This window comes from Streptomyces sp. NPDC005803 (assembly GCF_040630435.1).
GTDB lineage: Bacteria > Actinomycetota > Actinomycetes > Streptomycetales > Streptomycetaceae > Streptomyces.
This window is the reverse complement of the sequence record NZ_JBEXXO010000053.1, coordinates 1-18199: the sequence shown is the minus strand read 5'-3', so window position 1 is coordinate 18199 and position 18199 is coordinate 1. Positions and strand designations below refer to the sequence as shown.

Sequence of the window (18199 nt, the reverse complement as noted above, 5' to 3'; positions counted from 1 at the left end):
CTACGAACGCAAAGCCGACCACTTCCTAGCCTTCACCAGCATCGCCTGCACCCTCATCTGCTACCGCAGGCTCGCCAAATGAGATGACTTCTTAGAGCAAGACCACCTCCTCGTGCAGGTTCGAGACGCGAAGTCAGCACGTAGGGTGCGACCCGGCGCCCGTAAGGGCGGCTGGTCGCCGTGGTGGTCCTGAAGGAGTCAGCTGGCCCGAACAGGCCGCGTACGAGCGGGCCCGTCTGCTGCGGAACCTGTGATGCCCCCACCACCGAGACCCCGGGCAACAGCACCCGGCTCTTCCGCAGCCACGTCGCGGCGTGGTTGAACAGCGCCACCGGGCCCTCGGCGTGCTTCCACGCCCGCCCGTACAGAAAGCTGCGGAACTCCCGGCCCCCCGTGCGGCCACCCGGCCGACGCTACGTCAGCGGTCACGGACGCAGCGTCGGCCTTCGTCTGCGGTTCAAAAGAGCGTCTCGGTGTCCACCTGCTCGCCCCAGCTGTGCAGCTGCTCCTCCATGAGCTCCGCGGCCCTCAGCACCGCTGGCTCACGGGCCGACCGGAGCCTGGAGTGGACAATCCTGGCGACGGCCTTCACAGGCGTTCTGCCCGTAATGCTGCGCTGGCGTGGGACGAGAGGCCGGTAGTACTCCGGGCCACTCGCTGTGACGTACGCCTTATCCCCGCCGCTGACCGGGTCCCGCCTGTTCTCTTCAGATCCTCTGCGGGTCTGGCTGAGTAGGACGCGTGGCGGCGAGGGTTCATTCCACTGTGGATCAGCGTTCCAGATCTCAATCTCATTCAGGCCCGCGTCCTCCTGCTTCTCGAAGCGCCATGCCCGGTTCCAGGCGTCCTCCCACACCTTCCAGTCGGGTGGAACTTCGCAGGCCCGCAAGAACCCCCGGAACTGATCGAGGCTGTGGGGCACGGCCTGCTTGTTCACCATGCGGTGCGCCGAACTGCGCGGAAGGGCCCCGAAGGCGCCCGCCCTCTTCTCCATGGTCCGCAACGGCGGGGCACCCGCCTGCTCGTACAGGTCTCGCAGGGCGGCGCTGAGGTCGGCGAAGTCTCGTACAAGCCGGGGAGACGGCGCCGGGCGCCGGCCGTACTGGGCACGGACATGTTCACGCCTGGCCCACCGCCACAGCCTGCGGGCTTCCTCGGGCAGCGCGTCACATGCCCGGGTGTACGCCAGAACTGGTGCGAGCTGGGGAACCGAGGCGCCGGAGGCAGCTCGCTGCAGGGTCGTGGCGTGCAGTCCGGCGCGATCCGCGAGTTCGCGGTAGGTCAGACCCGCCCGGGCCCGCTGCTTGCGCAGCCACTCCGCCAGCTGGCGCAGCCCGGCGTTGGACGTGGTGATCTCTTTCTCGCGGCGTCCCACGGCGTCTCCTTCACGCGGCCGTCAGAGCGGCCTTGAGGACCGTCCTGACGGTCTTGAAGGAGAGGCGGGTGCTGAGCGCGATGGTGGCGCCGGCAATGAGGCCAGCCGCCGCGAGCAGCTGGATGGCTTCAAGGGCGGGCACACCTGCGAGGGCGGTGAGGGCCGCGGTGATGATGACCACGACGATGATCACGATGGCCTCGGCCCCGTTGAGGCGGCGGGCGCTGGGGGATCCGTGCTCCACGCAGGGTCTGGCTGAGGGGTGTTGCTTCGGCATGGGTTTCCTGATCTGTCAGTCCGGCGGCCTCGCGGCCGCCGAACGCCTGGCTCCATCTGGGTTGCACCACGGGACGGTTGCCGCCGTCCCTGGCCTGGTGCGTGGACAAGATGGTGACACCCCGAAGCTGCCAACTCCCCACCACCAGGCATCAATCGCACATTTTGATGCCCGGACGTACTTGTAAGTGCGTGAGCAGTTGTTGACCTTTTCTCTGCATCGGGTGGGTATTACAGGTCCAGCCCACGCGCCTGAGCTGTGGGTTGTCCGGGGGAGGACGTTGCTGTCGGTGAGCAGTGATAGGGCGAATTGATGCGCGTCTGCCCCAATCCTTGTTGCGTCGCGTACGCGCTGCTGTCACGATCCGGGCCGTACGCATGCCGTACGACCCTGATGGCTACTGGCTCCATCCACTGATCAGCAGGGCTCTGAGTTCCGCGTTGCCGCGCGGGCTCGCCGGAGGCCGTTGCCGCAGACTGCGGTGCCGGCCTCCTGTCGTTGCACGGGGCTCGGGGCGTGGCCGCCAACTCCGCACCGTCAAAAGCCGTCGGGCGTGGCTGGAGGGCGGCGGCGGGCGGCGGCCAGGAGTGTGCTGACGGCCGCTGGTTCGGTGCCGGTCACGGTGGCGATCTTGTCGATACTCAGGCGCAGCTTTTCGTGGAGGAGCAGTGTCTCCTCTGGTGCGGTCAGCGTGCGTCCGCTGCGGTGGGCCACGGAGCGGGTGTGGCGTTGCCAGGCCCAGGCCGCGGGGTCGGGTTCGCAGACAACGGTGGTCCAGTTGCTGGCGACGAGGTCGAAGAGGTGGGAGACCGCTATCTGGGCCTCCTCCGGGGCCAGGCAGGCCGCGGCGTAGGCGCGGTAGGCGGGCCGGTGCAGGTCGTAGAACGCGTAGAAGGCGTTGATGAGGACGATGGGTGGGGCTGGCTTCATGATCTTTCTCTGGTCGGTCGTGGTCAGCCGAACGCGCCGGCAGAGAAGGTGGATGTGGAGGTGCTGTCGGCGGGCTCGACGGTGGAGCGGGCTTTGCGCCACAACGGCCGTGTGATCTCCGGCAGGCTCTGGAAGGCAATGGTGAGCTGGCTGACGACCTGCCATTGCGGAACGCCGGGGCCCTCGAATGCCTGACGCACGTCGGCCTTGATGATGGTGCGCTGGACAGAGTTGACGATCCGGGTCTTCTACTCCCCCACCGGATGCCCTTCGAGCGCCTCGCAGACCTTCGACCGGAGCCTCGCCGCATCCCGCTCCGACAGCCCCGGGCACCGGGCGAGCACCGCGTCGGAAAGGTCCTCCGGTACCAGAGCTGAATTCGTCACGCCCTTCCAACGACGAGCAAGCCCGCCAGACGCGGGCCGCCCACGAACGACCATCAGCTACAAGATCCATTGTCAGAGTGTCCACACCGCCGGGGTCACCTCAGCGAGCGGCCCGGCGCGGCGTCGACCTGGCCGGCGCTGGCGGGCAGGACCTCGTCGACCACGGTGGTTGCAAGACACAGGTCATTGCGTCTGGCCCAGCAGTCATTACCGAGGGCGACCGCAAGCGACACATCAAGCCCTTGGCAGCGGCGCACCGGATCCGCTCGCAGGGGCTCACACCGCGTCGGACGCACGGCGTTCGGTAAACTCAGGCCGTGCCTCGACCCGCTAATCCCCTGGTCCGCGAGAATCTCCTCACCGCGGGACTGTCCCTGTTCCACGCCCAAGGGTTCAACGCGGTGGGCATCAAGGAGATCACAGACACGGCAGGCGTGCCCAAAGGCTCGTTCTACAGCTACTACAGCAGCAAGAACGTCTTCGCTGCCGCCGTCCTCGGCCGCTACTGGACTGGCATCGTCCAGGATCACGGCACCATCCTGAGCGAGGGGTCCCTCTCCCCCGTGCAGCGCATCATTCACTTCTTCGAGGCCCTGACTCAGGACCACGCCGAGCAGGGCTTCGCATTGGGCTGCCTCATCGGCAACCTCGCCCTCGAGTTGTCCCACGAGAACGAAGAGGCACGCGAGGAGCTCTCGTCGATCATGACTCGGTGGTCGGCCCTCGTCGCGGCCTGCCTCCGGGCGGCCAGGAACGAGGAGGCGGTGGTCGCGACGCCTGCGGCCGACGAGTTGGCGTCCATGCTCATCGAAGCGTGGGAAGGCGCGGCCATGCGGGGGCGCGTCGATCGGAGCAGGGCCCCTTACGACCGCTTCCTCACTGTGTCCTTGCCACGGCTCATCGGCGCCGCATAGCACGGTCCGGAGTGCTGCGCCGCCTGAGCACCTTCAACGCTTCCCTGGGTGTAGGCAGTTCGGCTCCACGGTGCACCACATCGCGTGGCAACCCTTTCATTTATAGACGACTGGTCACTTATGATGAGGAGGTCTCTGCACTCCCGAACTCATTCCTGCTAGGAGTCCACCCATGACCTCACCTACGGCCGACCTGTACGCGGAGCCGTCCCGGCCCGCGCTTCCGGGAAGCGGCTTCCAACTCGAACCGGCGCGTACGGCGCTCGTGATCACAGACCCCCAGATCGACTTCCTCAGTCCGGACGGTGCCACGTGGGAGATCTTCGGCGCCAGCGTCACCGACAATGACACCGTCACTCACATCGGCCAGCTCTTCGACGCCGCCAAGACCGCCGACGTCACGGTGGCGGTCTCACCCCACTACTACTACCCGTCCGACGACGCTTGGCGGTTCGGCAGCCCGCTGGAACAGTACATGCACAGCGTGGACATGTTCAGTCGCCGTGGTCCCCTCACTCTCGACGGATTCGCGGACTCCGGGGCCGATTTCCTGCCTGCCTACCGCGCGCACATTCTCGACGGGCGCACCATCATCGCGTCGCCACACAAGATCGTGGGACCCGAGTCCAACGACCTTGTCCTCCAGCTGCGCAAACGAGGCGTCTCGCAGGTACTGCTCGCCGGAATGGCCGCCAATCTGTGTGTCGAGGGGCACCTGCGCGAACTCGTCGAGCAGGGCTTCGAGGTGGTCGTCGTCCGCGACGCCACTGCCGGCCCCCGGCTCCCCGAAGGGGACGGCTATCTCTCCGCTCTCATCAACTTCCGCTACCTGGCCGCCGCAACATGGACGACGGACGAGGCCGTCCAGGCGCTGCGCGCGCTCACTGACACCTCATCCCACACCAAGGACACCGCGCCATGAACAGGATGACTCTGACCGAACAGATCATTGAGACGAGGATCAGAAAGGGCATCACATGGGCTGACGTCGCAGGCGAACTGGGTGGAAGCAGGGAGTGGGTGACCGCCGCCTGTCTCGGCCAGATGACCTTCTCGGCGGACCAGGCGGAGAAGATCGCAGCCATCTTCGATCTGTCTGTCGAGGCCATTGCCGTCCTCCAGACGCCTCCCACTCGCGGACTGGGCGCAGCGGCCATCGCCTCGGATCCGGTGATCCACCGTCTCCGTGAGATCGTCGCGGTCTATGGTCCCGCGATCAAGGAGCTGATCCACGAGGAGTTCGGTGATGGCATCATGAGTGCCATCGACTTCCGGCTGAGGCTGAACCGCCGCGAGGACCCCAGGGGTGACCGGGTCGAACTCGTTCTGAGCGGTAAGTACCTGCCGTACCCGACCTCCTAAACCGACCCGGGCGGCGAGTGCGGTGCGACATACTCGTGCCGCACTCGCCTGACTGTTAGCGGTGAAGTCGGCGGCAGTCTTGCTGGTGCAGGCGCCCCACCTGCACCGGCTGTCGGTAACCGCACGGATCGTGCACACCGCGTCGTCTTCGGCGCCATCGCGGTGGGATCCATGATGAGCGTTCCCAGCCGCAGTCTCATCACAACCCATGCCAGTTGGCGGATGACGTTCGCCGCGGCCGCGGCGGTCGCGGTCCTCGCCGCCCTCGGGAACTCAAGCTTTGCTTGACTCTGGCGGAGATCTTACGAGTCGGTGCGTGATAGCGGGTGAGGTTTCGTGCCGGGCAGATGGCAGGATCCGGGTGTGGCGATCATGGTTAATCGGGCGGTGCTGACGCATCGCCTGTTCACGGGGATCTCTCGGCGGCATCTCGCCTGCCTGGTAGAGGAGTTGGCTGCGCCGTGGCAGGCCGGACGCGAGGGTGGACGCCATGCTGCACGAGGCGGGGCAAGGAAACGGGCCGCAGGGGCCGGCGCCCGTCACCAGCTGGTGTTCGTCGACCGGCTGGTGGCCACACTGATCCACCTGCGGCACGACCTGCCGCACTCGGTACTGGGGCTGCTGCTCGGCGTCGACCGTTCCACCGTCACCCGTGCGATCGGGGAGATTCGTCCACTCCTGGCCGAGCGGGGGTGCGCGGTCCCCGACCGCCCCGGCCTGCGTCTGCGGACACTGCCCGACGTGTTCGCCTACGCCCAGGCCGAAGGCATCGAGCTGCGGCTGGACGCCACCGAGATCCAGGTCCGCAGGCCGCCGGCCAACCGCAGCGGGCGCAGGGCGTTCGTGTCGGGCAAGAAGAAGCAGAACACAATGAGGCCACCATGGTTGCCGACCGGCAGGGCCGCACGCTATGGACCGATGCCCTGCGACCTGGACGTATGCGCGATGCCACGGCCACCCGCAACGAGGGCATCGCCGCCTGCTTCCAGCACTTCTGCGACGTCGAGGTCCTCCTGGACGACGGCTACCTCGGCCTGAGCCGCGACCACCGCGGGCAAGCGATCACACCGCCTAGAAAGCCGCGGCGGGAGCACTGCCCGGCCGAGTCGAACAGTGGGAACGCGACCGCCACAACCACTCGTCCGACCGCATCACCGTCGAACACGCCCTCGCCGACCACAAACGCTGGAAACAACTGACGCGCTGGACCCACCGCCGCGACCGCCTGCCCGACACCTACCGCACCATCGCCGGTCTCGTTTCCGACCGCACCAACAACGCCTGACAACAGGCCACGCCCAGGCCAGAACCACGCCTCACCCGCTATCACGCACCAACTCGTTAGAGCGGGATGCCGGGGCCGGGAAGGAATTCCTCGACCGAGGCGCGTGAGGTCTCGGGAAGCGACAGCCGCTTGTTCATCATGCTGCCGCCGATGTGGCGCTCGAAGACCTTCCACCCGTCATCAGTGAGTCGCAGCCGATCGAGCATGGGCGAGTACAACCAGATCGCCGGCAGGTCATCACTCTCCAACACTTGCCCAGCCTGAAGCCCTACTGCCTGCTGCGGCCAGGCGTGACGGACCAGGACATTCTGGTAGCGGACGGCCACGCCGTCTGCGTCGCGGTCCACCACGTGGTTGGTCGCGTTCCGGCTCACGCCCGGGATGAGGTACGGGTAGTCATCCGTCAGGAAACGCCGGATGTCTGCTTCGCCGTTCAGGTTTCCATGGAAGTGGTAGACGCGCGCGTCAGGAAGGAAAGAGTCGATCATTCCCTCGAGGTCATAGGTCTCGAACAACCAGTTGACGCGATTGACGAAATCGACGGCGCTCGTCCATTCGCTCGCATCGACGCTGCCGGTACGCGGGACGGAGGGGAACTGGGACATGCTGATTCTCCTTTGCTCATGCACTGAGGGGTGCAGTTTCACTTTTGACTGACGTCGGGCTGACATGGTGAGTGCAGATGAGACTCGTGAAACCGGACCTTCCTCGCGGCAATAGGGGCATACGCCCCTATCGGCCAGGGGTCGTGGCGTGAAACCGGAAGGCACCGTCCGCTTCTGTTCATGCGTGCTTCTGCTCGTGCGAAAGTCGGTGGACGCGCCTACGAGGGGCCACCGAGGCAGGGATGGAGCATGCCGGTGCGCCGGATGGCGCTGTGCGCGAACGCCGCTCAGTCGGACATCGCCATCAGCCGGTCGTTGTCCGCCACTGCAAGCAGGGCCGTACGGAGACTTTCCGCCTGCTCCTCTCCCAGGACGCCGGCGATGCGATCCTGTATCTCCTGCCAGCTGAGCTGTGCCTGCCGGAACAGGTCCCGGCCTTTGGGCGTCACGGTGATCAGCCTGCTGCGGCGGTCTGCCGGGCCCTTCTCCAGTGCGAGCAGCTCATCCCTAACGAGAGGCCGCAGTGCGTGTCCGAGGGCGGAGCGGTCCATGATCAGCGAGTCGGCGAGCTGGCGCACGGTCGGCGGGTTTCCGGCGTTCTCCGCGAGCTCAGCAAGAATGCTGTACTGCGTGGAGCGCAGACCCACCGGCCTAAGCGCCTCGTCGTAGAGCTGAGTCAGCCTGCGCGACGCCTTCCTGACCGCTGTGACGTTGCATTCACGTATGACATTCCAGCTCACGTCGCTCACCGGATCACTCCCCTCGTCTTGCGCCCACGGCACGCCTCGCTACTGTCGCCGCTCGCGAGGCCGCCGACCGCCCCGGAGGATCGGCGGGTGCCGGCCCTCCGGGCTCTGTCAACCAACTTAGGGGCATACGCCCCTAAGCGCAAGTGGGCTGCCCAATAAAGGGAGTACCTAGAGGTCGTTTTCACCTAGTAGTGCTTCGTTAGGTTCTGGGTCTGGTTCTTTTGCGGGGCAGGCGGCGTTGGCAGGTGGTGCAGGTGCCGGTCCAGCAGTTCAGCAGGTCCTGGAGGGCGTCGAGGACCTGGTAGAGGGTCAGGCCGGCGTGTGTGCTTTTGGGTCGAGCCGCCGCAGGGTGAGGAAGGCCTGGGCGGCGGTGACGAGGGTGGCGTGGTGGTGCCAGCCGCGCCAGGTGCGGCCTTCGTAGTGGTCCAGGCCGAGCCCGTGCTTGAGTTCGCGGTAGTCGTGTTCGATGCGCCAGCGCATCTTCGCCCACCGCACCAGGTCCGCGACCGGTGCAGTGGCGGGCAGGTCGGTCATCCAGTAGCCGGTCGGCCCGGCCGCGTCCTCGGGCTGCTCGACCAGCATGGTCCGCGTCGGCAGGACACCGTCCCACCGGTTGCGTCCTCCGCCCTGTTCAGTACTGCCGGGCCACCCCCGCCGACGCGGTACCGCACTTCGGAAACGAGACGTCGTCGACCACCCACACCTCCGGGCGAATCGCCTCGCACAACCGCTCGGCGATCCGCCGCCGCACCGGCAGCGGATCCCACGGCGACTGGTTCACGAACTGCTGCAGGGCCTGCATGTTCCCGTCCGGCAACCGCTCGGCCATCGGTTGGATCGACTTCCGCCGCCCGTCCAGCATCAGACCCCGCAGATAACACCCGCCCCACCGCCGCTGATCCCGCCGCGGCAACGAAGCGAACACATCGGCAACGAACTCCGCCAACTCACCCCGGAGCCGCTCCACCTCCCCAAGCCTCATCACCAGAAGATGCCCACCACCAGGCCAGATCACCCGACGTAACGAAGCACTACTAGGACTTGTCCGGGCGATCACGTGCGGAGCCAGATGACGAGGGCGGCTGCGGTGACGGTGCCGAGGAAGACGTAGCCGCGCTTGTCGTATCGAGTGGCGACGGCTCTGGCTCGCCCGCAGTCGCAGCAGTGGCGCCCCTGCCGTTCCGACGGATTGGCCGGCAGCGGGCTCGGTTCCCAGGTAGGAGTCCGGCACCTTGTTGTCCCTGCTGACCAGGCCCTGCAGCGTGAAATGGGGGCCGGGCCTGGCGTGCTTGAGCCCGGCACCCTGATTGCTGTGCGTCGTGCAGCTCGTGAGGGAGATCTTCCGCGGGGTCAAGACGAATGCCATTGCCCACGTTGGCGGCGAACTCGCATTCCTTGAGCGTCGTTCGTCCCTCGGCGGAGACCAGCATTCCGTGTCCACCTGAGCCGTGCACCTTGACACGACTGAGGACGAGTCCGCCATCGCGTTCGACCACGACACCGGAACCCGCGCTGTTCACGATCTCGCAGTCACGCAGTGTTCCCAGTCCTCCCGGACCGACGGAGACGCCCGACTTGCCCGCCTCGCGGAAGCTGGAGTTGCCTACATGAGGGTTGCCGGTCTCTTCGATGCGCAGGGCGTGCCCTACAGGGCCCTGTACGTCACATCCCTCGAATCGCCCTCTGCCGTCCTCGCTCACCAGCATCCCTGGGACGAGACGCAGGCGCTCGTCTACTGACACGGCGCGCCGCGTACACCACGACCGATCGGCTTCTTGTGCGAGCAGTCGGCTCGAGTGCGGAAGGCAGCATGAGGCCCCGAGGAGCTATAAGCTACTTTCGTATGCCTATTTCGCAAGGTATGGTGAACGTCCAAGGCGAACAGGAAGGGTGAGCGTGGGGCCTTCGCTGTGAGGGTGGACGTGGGATTGCCATGACTCTGGATGCGGCGACCGTCGGCCCATCGGTGCTGAAGCCAGAAGAACTGCCCACCAGCTCACTTGCGGCCGGCACCACCGGCCTGCGGGCGGTCAAGGTCGCTGCCGCCACAGACGTCCCAGTGTTCGCCTCGCCAGCTTGCATACTCAGGAGACGACGTCATGGCCGCAGCTGCTGCCGAAACGCACAGTCGCACAGTTGAGACACCGTATGGTCGCTTGCACGTGCGAGACACTGAGGGGGAGGGCACGCCCGTTGTGGCGCTGCACGGCTTCCCCGACGATTCCCGGATCTACAACCGCCTTACCCCGTATCTGGCGCCGCACCGAGTGGTGAGCCTCGACTTCCGCGGATTCGGACACTCCGAGCGCCCGGAGAAGGAAGTCCTCGAACCAGGACAGCGAGAAGCCGAGCTCGATGCCGTACTCGATGCACTCGAACTCGATCGCGTCATGCTGGTCGGCCATGACGCCTCGGGCGCCGTGGCCGTCAACTATGCCCTCGCCCACAGTGAGCGTGTGGCCGGCCTGGTTCTCCTCAACTGCTATTACGGCGATGCTCCCGCCCTGCGGCTGCCTGAGATGATCCGCCTGCTGGGCGATCCTCATTTCACGCCTCTCGCTGACGCGCTCGTCAGCGACCCGAAAATGCGCGGATGGCTGCTCGCCCACACGCGGCGGCGCTTCGGCTATGCCCTGGACGACCCCGAGGGCGTGGCGGCGGCGTCGATCGTGCCGCAGTGGTTCGGGGAGAACGGCCAGCCCAACGCTCTCGTTGCGATCCGCGCCTGGACCGCCACCCTCTACCCGGAATTGGCCAACCAGGACCAGCACATCGCCAACGGTGAACTCAAGGAGCTGACGGCTCCCGTCACCCTCGCGTTCGGCGAGGATGACGCCTACCTCAGCCCTGAGCTCGCGCGGCATATCCAGGGTCTTTTTGCGAATGCCACCCTGCATCTAGTGAAAAATGCCAGCCACTGGCCGCAGTGGGACCAGCCCGAGCTCACCGCGCAGCTCATCCGTCAGGCAGGCATCTGATCCCCCGCTGACAAAGCCGCCCCGCACGGCTGCACGAACGCCTGGATGGCTCATCTCCCTTTACGAGGACGGCCGGTTCCCGTTCGAAAAGCTGATCACCTCATACTCGTTCTCCGATGTCAACACGGCATTCGAGGACACCAAGACCGGAACGACCCTCAAGCCCGTCGTCGTCTTGTAGTCGCTGGAAGCCGCTACACACTCCGTACAGGAGATCACCGCACATGACCGAAGAAGTAAATACCTTTTCGTACGACTCGCTGTACATCGGAGGGGAATGGCACAAGCCTTCCTCCTCAGAAGCGCTCACCGTGACGTCCGCCAGTACGGGGCTCCCCATCGGTCAGGTCCCGCTCAGCACGCACGCCGACGCCGACACTGCGGTGGCCGCCGCACGGCGAGCCTTCAACGACCCCACTGGATGGGCTCATTGGCAGCCCGTCGAGCGCGCCCGCGCCCTGTTGCGGCTGGCCGACGAACTGGACGCCCGCAAGGAGGAAATGGCCCGGCGGGTCAGTGCCCAGAACGGCATGCCGTATTCCACCTCGATCAATTTCGAGGCCGCAGTGCCGGCCGGGGTGCTGCGGTATTACGCGGCCCTGCTTGAGCAGACACCCACCGAGGAGCGCCGCGCCGGGGCCATGGGCGGGACCACCCTCATCCACCGGACGCCGCTGGGCGTCGTCGCGGCGATCGTGCCCTGGAACTTCCCGCAGACCCTGACGTTTTTCAAGCTTGCTCCGGCACTGGCCGCCGGCAACACGATCGTGGTCAAGCCGTCTTCGGAGACGCTGCTCGACTTCGCGCTGCTGGGCGAGGCCGTTGCCGCGGCGGGAATCCCGGCAGGCGTCGTCAATATCCTCACCAACGGCAAGGGTCTCGGCGAGTACCTGGTCGGACATCCCGATATCGACAAGATCTCTTTCACCGGGTCCACGCCGGTCGGCCGCGAGATCGCGGGGCGCGCAGGAAAGCTGTTGCGGCCTGTGACTCTGGAGCTCGGAGGAAAGTCCGCCGCCCTCATCCTCGACGACGCCGACCTTGCGTCGAACACCGAGGCCCTGTTCTTCGCTTCGCTGCTCAACAACGGGCAGACCTGTTTCGCGAGCACCCGTATCCTGGCACCGCGGAGCCGATACGACGAAGTGGTCGGTTTCTATGAGGCGTTGGCCAAGGGATCCGTCGTGGGCGACGCGCTCGACCATGCCACTCAGATCGGGCCGATGGTGAGTGCCACCCACCGCTCCACCGTCGAAGGCTATATCCAGCGCGGGATAGCCGACGGTGCCACCTTGGTGACGGGCGGCGGTCGGCCGGACATCGACTCCGGCTGGTTCGTGACGCCGACCATCTTCGCGGATGTGGACAACACTCTGGCCATCGCCCGCGAGGAAATCTTCGGTCCGGTCCTGTCGATCATTCCTTACGAGGGTGACGACGAGGCGATTCGGATCGCCAACGACTCCGAGTACGGCCTGGGCGGCACTGTATGGACCAGTGACTCCGAGCGCGCGCTGCGCGTAGCCAAGCAGGTTCAGACGGGCACCATCGGCATCAACCACTATCTGCCCGACGTCGCCGCCCCGTACGGCGGCGTCAAGGGCAGCGGTGTGGGACGCGAGCTGGGGCCGGAGGGCCTGGCCCACTATCAGCAGCTCCACTCCGTCTACCTGTGATGACAGGTGCGCTGCGCGACGGGTGACCAACTGCCCGTGAGATCGCGTCATCCTGTTGTGTATTGCCTCTCCGGAAGGCTTCGCCAGCCGCATTCATGATGCGGGTGGCGAAGCCTTCCCACGCCTTTGAGGTGTCATGGCCGATATGTCACCGCCTTCGATTACGTTGCGGTGTCAAGCGGCTCATGCGGCCGCCCTGAGGCGGCGTCACCACATGACGAAGGGTGCAGCGGGCAGGACCGCTCATCCGCGACAGACGCCGGGCTCGTGCGGCAGGTGCGGGCGGGCTCGGAGGGCAGTTGGCCAGGGGATGCTGCAAGAGGGCCGCACTGGAGCGACGATAGCCGGGTCACCCGATCCAAGACACGTCGCTCTGTTCCTGCCCGCTGGCGGCTGTCGCGCCGACTCGGGCGCCCCCGCGGACCGGGTGACGACACCCGGCGTCCGCGGCACGCAAGGCTCCCGTACCGTTGAGAGCGGCGTGCGACGTCTCAACTCATCGGCCCGAGAGCCTCTCTGATTGCCTGCCGGGCAGCGACGGCCAGCGCCTGACGGCGCTGGTTCGCTGTCTGGCCGACGGGAAAACTGATCAAGGAAACTACTGAGCACCCGGCCGCACGGCACGCGGACTGGCCCGTTGTCGAGCGCGCCGGGAGCTGTCGGCAAGAGATCGGGCTGCGGAAGAACGGGCTCAGCGGGGCAAGGACGAGGTGTTCCCACGGTGCCGCAGGCCCACCACGGTGGTGTCCGCCCTCATGGCGAAGCCCAGCGCTTCATAGAGCCGGATCGCGCCCCGGTTGGCGGCCACCACATGCAGGAAGGGAGGGTCGCCGCGTTCCCAGATTTTCGCGGACAGGACCCTGATCAAGCGAGCGGCCAGTCCGCGTCCTCGCCGCTCCTCGGAGGTGCACACCGCGCTGATCTCGGTACCTCCCGGAAAGCGGAAACGCTCTCCGGCCATCCCCACGAGTGCTCCCTATTCGCGGATTCCCAAATACGTTCCAAGCGTGACCGTTCCGGGAAGGAATGGCCCCGGCTTGGCCCTCGTTGCCAGGTCGAGCATCTCCGGCACGTCGTCCGGGCCGAGAGTGACGATGCCTTCGTCGTCCGCGGGCCCGACGCCGGCATCCACCATCTGCAGCCTTCGAGTTCGAAAACCTTCTCCCCGTCGGAGGGGACGTGTTCCGGCGGGGCGAAGAAGGTGACGTCGCCACCCCGGGCCAGTAGCACCAGGTTCCGCCAGTCGTCGCCGTCCGGCTGCGACGGCAGGGCCATGAAGGGAGAAACGTCCGGAGAACACCGGATTGTCGAGCGATTCAGGAGCGGCAGGCCTCGGGCCCGGCTCAGCATCCCGAAGCCCGCTGCTCCTTCTCGTGAAGCCTGCTGTTGTTTCATGACTGACGGCGCCTCCGGCCGCTAGGGGTTCAATGACTAGGTGCGCTCCGGTGGTCGGCACTGCCGAGTCCACCGGGACCAGACGTTGCAGCCATGGTCCATCCTCCGCCCAATCTCGCCCAGACCGACCTGTCCCCGCGTGCCGGGCCCCAGCCCCGCGAGGACCGAGCCGACGGAGCCAGGGCATCGTCTGCGTCGGAGGAGGCGGGCCGGGGCAGGCTCGGAAATCGTCCACGGCCAGCACGGCGCCTTGCCGACGGGAACCCGGGCCCATACGCCGCGCCCTTCAGCAGGAAGCCGGCGCTGAGCGCGAGTTCCGGTCGCTCGCGCCGCTCATGTCCTGGGCAGGGAGCAAGCCGCGGGCCGTCAGGCTCGATCGATCGTGCTGAGCACCTCGTCGGCGCCGTTTTCAGCGGTGTCATCGATCTTTACTGGAGGTCGGTAAAGGTTCTGGTGTGGGCGATGCGCCATGAGGGAAGCCCCGAAGCGGCCTGAGTCACTGTCTGCGCCTGTCGCCTTCGACGCCACCTGACTCGCGTCCGGATTGTGACGTGCCTCCCACCGCGCGCGGAAATGCCGTGCTCTGAAGGGAGGTTGCAACTTCGTGTCGCCCGTTCGAGGTCCTTTGACACCATCGGGTGCCGCCCCTACGTAATTCCGGACCGGAGGCTTGCCATGCCTGACTTTCCTACTGCCAAGGTGCGCACCAGCGTCACCGTTCCGCTGAGTTTCACCGACGGCTATAGCATCGAAGCCAAGCTGGTCACCTTCGAGGGCCTCATCGACGGCCGCGAGCATCTCGCGGTCGTTCTGGGTGATCCCGGACTTTCGCCGCTGGTGCGGCTTCATTCCGAGTGCCTGACCGGCGATGTATTCGGCTCAGCTCGTTGTGACTGCGGGTCTCAGCTCCGGGAGGCGGTGGAGCGCATCGCCGAGCGTGGCGGGGTGCTCCTCTATCTCCGCCAGGAGGGCCGCGGTATCGGTCTTTACAACAAGCTCGACGCGTACGCCCTCCAGGACGATGGTCTAGACACATACGCCGCCAATGTTGCCCTCGGTCTTCCCGAGGACGCCCGTGACTACACGCCGGCCGCCCAGATGCTGGCAGCTCTGGATATCGGCACCCTGGACCTGCTGTCCAACAACCCCGACAAGGCCGCCCAGCTGCGGAGTTTGGGCCTCGATGTGCAAGTCCGTGTCCCCACCGGCGTCTTCGCCACCGACCACAACGTCCTCTACCTGCGCGCCAAGGTACTTCAGACGCAACACACGCTTCCTCTGGCGGAACTGACGGCGGGCTGAGATCGTCGGCACTCCGTTACACGGCGGCCCCGCTGAGCACTGGCTCAGCGGGGGCCGACCTGCACCGTCGTATCCCGTGTCGTTGTGCGGCCTGGGAGTCGACCTCGTTACTCAGAGACTGGAAGCTGCCGACAACGACGGCGGGAGCGCCCCACTCCCAGATCCGCAGAGTCGGTGGCCGACGCCCTGCTGCGACTTCAGCAGTGAGGACCTCGTCGAGAGCCATGTGCAAGGCAGGCGACTGTGGCCGCTCGTGGATGAGCTACCAGTCGTAATCGGTCCAGTCCGTCGCCTGGACAAGCGCGCGGCGGACCGCGGTGGCGACGCCCGCCGCCGTGAAGCCGTACATGATGGTGCCTGGAGGAAGGCTTTCCTCGATAAGCCTTGCGAGTTCCTCGGCGTCTGCGGCCGAGAGCGCCCCCTCCAGGGCCCGGTTGATGGCGAGGAGTGCCTCGTCAGGCTCCAGGAAGAAGTCGCCGACAACGCGGACATTACGCAGAACGCCGTGGTCTTCGTCAAGGTCGACCACCACCAGCTTGCCGCCCGGCACCTTGTATTCGCCGTGCGTCTCAGTCCGCCTTGATCGTTCGCAGTCGCCTCCGCGTCAACGCCGCGGAGCGGGGTTCTCATTCCAGGTTGAGCCGCAGTGAACGAGACATCTCGCACAGGGACTCCGTGTGTAGGGTACGGATCCGCTTGTGTCGCCCGCTTCCTGAAACACCTGACGACGGCCGAGTCAGGCATAGGTGCGACGAGACCGCACTGACCACTCATCTATCGCGTCTCCATGAGCTGGACCTGTCGGACCGGGCACCCGGCCTGTGCCGGCTGTACGTTCACGGGGTGGTGGCTGTGGAGAAGTCGACTGGCCGTCGCGCCACGGGAGGCCGTCCGGGTCAGGGCGTGTAGGGCAGAGCAGCCACAATTTTCGTGCCGCGGTGCCGGTCACCGGAGATCGTCAAGGAGCGCAGGGCTTCCTCGATCGTCACTCGCCCGCCGCGAATGCGGTCAAGGTGCTCGAGCGCATCTGGATGGTGACCGTCGCAGGCCCGGTTGGGGCATGGACCACACGTCCACGTCGGCCGGCAACCTCAACGGCGATCCGTCTGTCCACCGGACCCTGCAGGTCGAATACGACGGTCGTACCGTCGGGGACTTGTGCGCCCTTGGCGACCAGATATCCGATCGTTTCGGTGATCTCGTCGACGGCCAGCTCAGCTGGTGCACCGGTGTCGTGTCCAGAACGGCCCAGAGCATCTCGCATATCCTGCTCGTGCATCCAGCAGTCGAAGACCCTGATCTGCAGGTAGCGAGCATAGCTGCGGGGCCCTGCCGGTGTAGGGACCTGCCGTGCCAGCTGCTCGCCGGTGAGGGAACGCAGTTGGAATTCGCGGATCCGGATGACGGTTCGCAAGCGTGTGAGCACCTAATGAGTGTGGGGTCCATGGTCGCAGTCCGGGTGCCTTCCCAGGCGGCGGCGACTTCGGCTCCGATGATGCGGGATGCGAGATCACGCACGCTCCAGCCCGGGCACGGACTCGGCAGCTGCCACTGCGGGTTGGTGGCCTCGGAGAGCAGGTCGTCGATCGCCGACCAGCCCTCCAGGAGAACGGCGACTACACGCTCAGCGCTCACCATAACCCGCTCCACCAACGGCCGACACCGGGCGGGAAGACCGGAAAGGGCGTCGCGAACAACTACTCTCTGGATATTGCCGACACATTCTGGTGCATCAGGAGGTGCCGACGACACCGGCGAACAGATCGTCCTCCCGCTTCCGGCCCGTCCAGGGGGGATCCGCCCGCACGTACTCCTCGACCTGGTCCTCGGCCCCGGAAAGGCGCAGCACGCGCAGCAGAGCTGCGGCGTCGGCCTGGCTGGCATGCGCGGAGAGCGCCCGCAGCTTCTCCGCCCAGTATCCGGAGATGTCGACGGCTGTGGTGATGGTGTCGTCGTCGACGCCGATTTCCAGGGGCGGGACCCAGGCATCGGGCTCAAGTACGCCGTCTGCCTGGGCGCGCAGGGCCTTCAAGCGGGAGAAGGAGACCGCGATGTAGTAGAGCTTCGGCATGGTCCGGACGGGGGCGGGGGTCACATCTGCTCTGTGTCGCCTGAATCCACCCGCTTGCTTGATACGGCCGAAGGCAGTGACCGTCAACTCGTGCGTCCGGATGTGATCGGGGTGGTGCGACAGGCCGTTGGCCGGATAGGTCACGATCACGTCGGGCTGGTATTCGTGCATGAGCGCCTCAAGCCGCCGCACAAGTGGCTCCCCGTCGAGCTTACTGAAGGCGCTGGGGGCAATGTCGTCCGCCGACTCCGGCATGTCGGAGTCGGGGTACCTCAGCTGGATCAGATCCGTGATCCCCAGAGCGACCGCTGACATCCCGAGTTCCAGGGACCGCCGCGCCGCTGTCTGCACGGGGTGATGGGTGTGATGGCCGGGTTTCACGCCGTCGGCGCCATCGCCCTGCCCGCCATCGGTGCAGGTGACGAGAACCGTCCGAAATCCTGCGGCCGAGTAGCGGGCAAGAGTCCCGCCGGTCTGACTGGCCTCGTCGTCCGGGTGGGCGTGCACGATCATCAACGTCGGCCGTCGGTGCTCAGCTGTGGTCATGGCTCAGCCCCTTTCCGTTGGGGGACACTCTACCCGATAAGAAAGAGGTGAAATGGGTTTGCCTCTGTCGGTTGACCGTCTACCGAGCCGTGCAGCCGAACTCCGCACTGCAATCCGCCCCGCCCCGGAAGGCCGCTGTACGGAACCCATGAGCGAACCCTTGTCAAGCAACCGCAGCCTGAAAGGGACTGACGGGCAGCCCTATCGGCGTCCGGGAGGTCGCCCGGGGGCGGCCCGGCGTGATTGATAGTGGCCTGACTATGGTTAAGTCAAGTCAGACGGCGGGGGTGGCGGCCTCGGCGAGAGCACGGCCGGGTGTCACGCTGCTGGTGCTCTGTGCCTCCGCGT

16 protein-coding genes and 7 pseudogenes are annotated in these 18199 nt (G+C 66.3%); 7 read left to right on the top strand and 16 right to left on the bottom strand.

What is annotated here, in order from left to right:
* Positions 1 to 53: 53 nt before the first annotated feature.
* From ABZ454_RS38085 to ABZ454_RS38060, 6 genes and pseudogenes are all read right to left on the bottom strand, one after another.
* A pseudogene (locus ABZ454_RS38085) lies at positions 54 to 383 on the bottom strand (hypothetical protein); the annotation flags it as partial.
* 74 nt (positions 384 to 457) lie between these two features.
* The gene (locus ABZ454_RS38080; protein WP_359544015.1) at positions 458 to 940 is read right to left on the bottom strand and encodes a hypothetical protein; all 483 of its coding nucleotides are present in this window, start codon (positions 938 to 940) and stop codon (positions 458 to 460) included.
* A gap of 210 nt (positions 941 to 1150) precedes the next feature.
* Positions 1151 to 1375, bottom strand: a pseudogene (locus ABZ454_RS38075) (helix-turn-helix transcriptional regulator); the annotation flags it as partial.
* Positions 1376 to 1385: 10 nt separating this feature from the next.
* Positions 1386 to 1619 carry a hypothetical protein gene (locus tag ABZ454_RS38070; protein WP_359544014.1) on the bottom strand — a complete coding sequence of 78 codons (234 nt, stop codon included), beginning with the start codon at positions 1617 to 1619 and terminating at the stop codon, positions 1386 to 1388.
* A 570-nt stretch (positions 1620 to 2189) separates the two neighbouring features.
* On the bottom strand, positions 2190 to 2582 hold the full coding sequence (locus ABZ454_RS38065; protein WP_359544013.1) for a hypothetical protein: 393 nt from the start codon (positions 2580 to 2582) through the stop codon (positions 2190 to 2192).
* A 23-nt stretch (positions 2583 to 2605) separates the two neighbouring features.
* Positions 2606 to 2782 carry a hypothetical protein gene (locus ABZ454_RS38060; RefSeq protein WP_359544012.1) on the bottom strand — a complete coding sequence of 59 codons (177 nt, stop codon included), beginning with the start codon at positions 2780 to 2782 and terminating at the stop codon, positions 2606 to 2608.
* 503 nt (positions 2783 to 3285) lie between these two features.
* Between ABZ454_RS38060 and ABZ454_RS38055 the strand changes: the two genes are divergently transcribed.
* From ABZ454_RS38055 to ABZ454_RS38040, 4 genes and pseudogenes are all read left to right on the top strand, one after another.
* A complete protein-coding gene (locus ABZ454_RS38055) occupies positions 3286 to 3882 on the top strand; it encodes a TetR family transcriptional regulator C-terminal domain-containing protein (RefSeq protein ID WP_359544011.1) in 597 nt (198 codons plus the stop codon).
* A gap of 172 nt (positions 3883 to 4054) precedes the next feature.
* Positions 4055 to 4804, top strand: a complete 750-nt coding sequence (locus ABZ454_RS38050) for an isochorismatase family protein (RefSeq protein ID WP_359544010.1) — start codon at positions 4055 to 4057, stop codon at positions 4802 to 4804.
* Positions 4801 to 5244 carry a cyanase gene (gene cynS / locus ABZ454_RS38045; protein ID WP_359544009.1) on the top strand — a complete coding sequence of 148 codons (444 nt, stop codon included), beginning with the start codon at positions 4801 to 4803 and terminating at the stop codon, positions 5242 to 5244. The genes ABZ454_RS38050 and cynS overlap by 4 nt, the downstream gene beginning before the upstream one ends.
* A 372-nt stretch (positions 5245 to 5616) precedes the next feature.
* Positions 5617 to 6529: pseudogene (locus ABZ454_RS38040) on the top strand (transposase family protein).
* Between the two features lie 56 nt (positions 6530 to 6585).
* Here ABZ454_RS38040 and ABZ454_RS38035 read toward each other — a convergent pair.
* The 5 genes and pseudogenes from ABZ454_RS38035 to ABZ454_RS38015 form a co-directional block, all read right to left on the bottom strand.
* A complete protein-coding gene (locus ABZ454_RS38035) occupies positions 6586 to 7134 on the bottom strand; it encodes a nuclear transport factor 2 family protein (protein WP_359544008.1) in 549 nt (182 codons plus the stop codon).
* A gap of 287 nt (positions 7135 to 7421) precedes the next feature.
* On the bottom strand, positions 7422 to 7883 hold the full coding sequence (locus ABZ454_RS38030; RefSeq protein ID WP_359544007.1) for a MarR family winged helix-turn-helix transcriptional regulator: 462 nt from the start codon (positions 7881 to 7883) through the stop codon (positions 7422 to 7424).
* Between the two features lie 351 nt (positions 7884 to 8234).
* Positions 8235 to 8393: pseudogene (locus ABZ454_RS38025) on the bottom strand (transposase); the annotation flags it as partial.
* Positions 8394 to 8514: 121 nt separating this feature from the next.
* On the bottom strand, positions 8515 to 8850 hold the full coding sequence (locus tag ABZ454_RS38020; protein WP_359544006.1) for a transposase: 336 nt from the start codon (positions 8848 to 8850) through the stop codon (positions 8515 to 8517).
* Positions 8851 to 9289: 439 nt separating this feature from the next.
* Positions 9290 to 9589 (bottom strand): annotated as a pseudogene (locus ABZ454_RS38015) (right-handed parallel beta-helix repeat-containing protein); the annotation flags it as partial.
* 393 nt (positions 9590 to 9982) lie between these two features.
* Between ABZ454_RS38015 and ABZ454_RS38010 the strand changes: the two are divergent.
* Entirely contained in the window at positions 9983 to 10861 is an 879-nt protein-coding gene (locus tag ABZ454_RS38010) for an alpha/beta hydrolase (RefSeq protein WP_359544005.1), read from the top strand.
* Between the two features lie 224 nt (positions 10862 to 11085).
* Entirely contained in the window at positions 11086 to 12537 is a 1452-nt protein-coding gene (locus ABZ454_RS38005) for an aldehyde dehydrogenase (protein WP_359544004.1), read from the top strand.
* 691 nt (positions 12538 to 13228) lie between these two features.
* Here ABZ454_RS38005 and ABZ454_RS38000 read toward each other — a convergent pair.
* Positions 13229 to 13504 (bottom strand): GNAT family N-acetyltransferase, encoded by a 276-nt coding sequence (locus tag ABZ454_RS38000; RefSeq protein WP_359544003.1) that lies wholly within the window; start codon positions 13502 to 13504, stop codon positions 13229 to 13231.
* 1103 nt (positions 13505 to 14607) lie between these two features.
* Here ABZ454_RS38000 and ribA point away from each other — a divergent pair.
* Positions 14608 to 15234, top strand: coding sequence for a GTP cyclohydrolase II (gene ribA / locus ABZ454_RS37995; protein ID WP_359544002.1), 627 nt, complete (start codon positions 14608 to 14610; stop codon positions 15232 to 15234).
* Positions 15235 to 15304: 70 nt separating this feature from the next.
* Here the strand turns inward: ribA and ABZ454_RS37990 are convergent.
* From ABZ454_RS37990 to ABZ454_RS37975, 4 genes and pseudogenes are all read right to left on the bottom strand, one after another.
* A pseudogene (locus ABZ454_RS37990) lies at positions 15305 to 15784 on the bottom strand (lipoate--protein ligase family protein); the annotation flags it as partial.
* Positions 15785 to 16219: 435 nt separating this feature from the next.
* A complete protein-coding gene (locus ABZ454_RS37985) occupies positions 16220 to 16660 on the bottom strand; it encodes a maleylpyruvate isomerase N-terminal domain-containing protein (protein ID WP_359544001.1) in 441 nt (146 codons plus the stop codon).
* An 83-nt stretch (positions 16661 to 16743) separates the two neighbouring features.
* Positions 16744 to 16872 (bottom strand): annotated as a pseudogene (locus ABZ454_RS37980) (maleylpyruvate isomerase N-terminal domain-containing protein); the annotation flags it as partial.
* A gap of 94 nt (positions 16873 to 16966) precedes the next feature.
* A complete protein-coding gene (locus ABZ454_RS37975; protein WP_359544000.1) occupies positions 16967 to 17818 on the bottom strand; it encodes a PIG-L family deacetylase in 852 nt (283 codons plus the stop codon).
* Positions 17819 to 18199: the final 381 nt, after the last annotated feature.

What these genes read in the sequence shown, in the direction of transcription:
- ABZ454_RS38080 (WP_359544015.1), bottom strand. Translation starts at nt 940, where the DNA reads ATGGTGAACAAGCAGGCCGTGCCCCACAGCCTCGATCAGTTCCGGGGG.
- ABZ454_RS38065 (WP_359544013.1), bottom strand. Translation starts at nt 2,582, where the DNA reads ATGAAGCCAGCCCCACCCATCGTCCTCATCAACGCCTTCTACGCGTTC.
- ABZ454_RS38050 (WP_359544010.1), top strand. Translation starts at nt 4,055, where the DNA reads ATGACCTCACCTACGGCCGACCTGTACGCGGAGCCGTCCCGGCCCGCG.
- cynS (WP_359544009.1), top strand. Translation starts at nt 4,801, where the DNA reads ATGAACAGGATGACTCTGACCGAACAGATCATTGAGACGAGGATCAGA.
- ABZ454_RS38035 (WP_359544008.1), bottom strand. Translation starts at nt 7,134, where the DNA reads ATGTCCCAGTTCCCCTCCGTCCCGCGTACCGGCAGCGTCGATGCGAGC.
- ABZ454_RS38010 (WP_359544005.1), top strand. Translation starts at nt 9,983, where the DNA reads ATGGCCGCAGCTGCTGCCGAAACGCACAGTCGCACAGTTGAGACACCG.
- ABZ454_RS38005 (WP_359544004.1), top strand. Translation starts at nt 11,086, where the DNA reads ATGACCGAAGAAGTAAATACCTTTTCGTACGACTCGCTGTACATCGGA.
- ribA (WP_359544002.1), top strand. Translation starts at nt 14,608, where the DNA reads ATGCCTGACTTTCCTACTGCCAAGGTGCGCACCAGCGTCACCGTTCCG.
- ABZ454_RS37975 (WP_359544000.1), bottom strand. Translation starts at nt 17,818, where the DNA reads ATGATCGTGCACGCCCACCCGGACGACGAGGCCAGTCAGACCGGCGGG.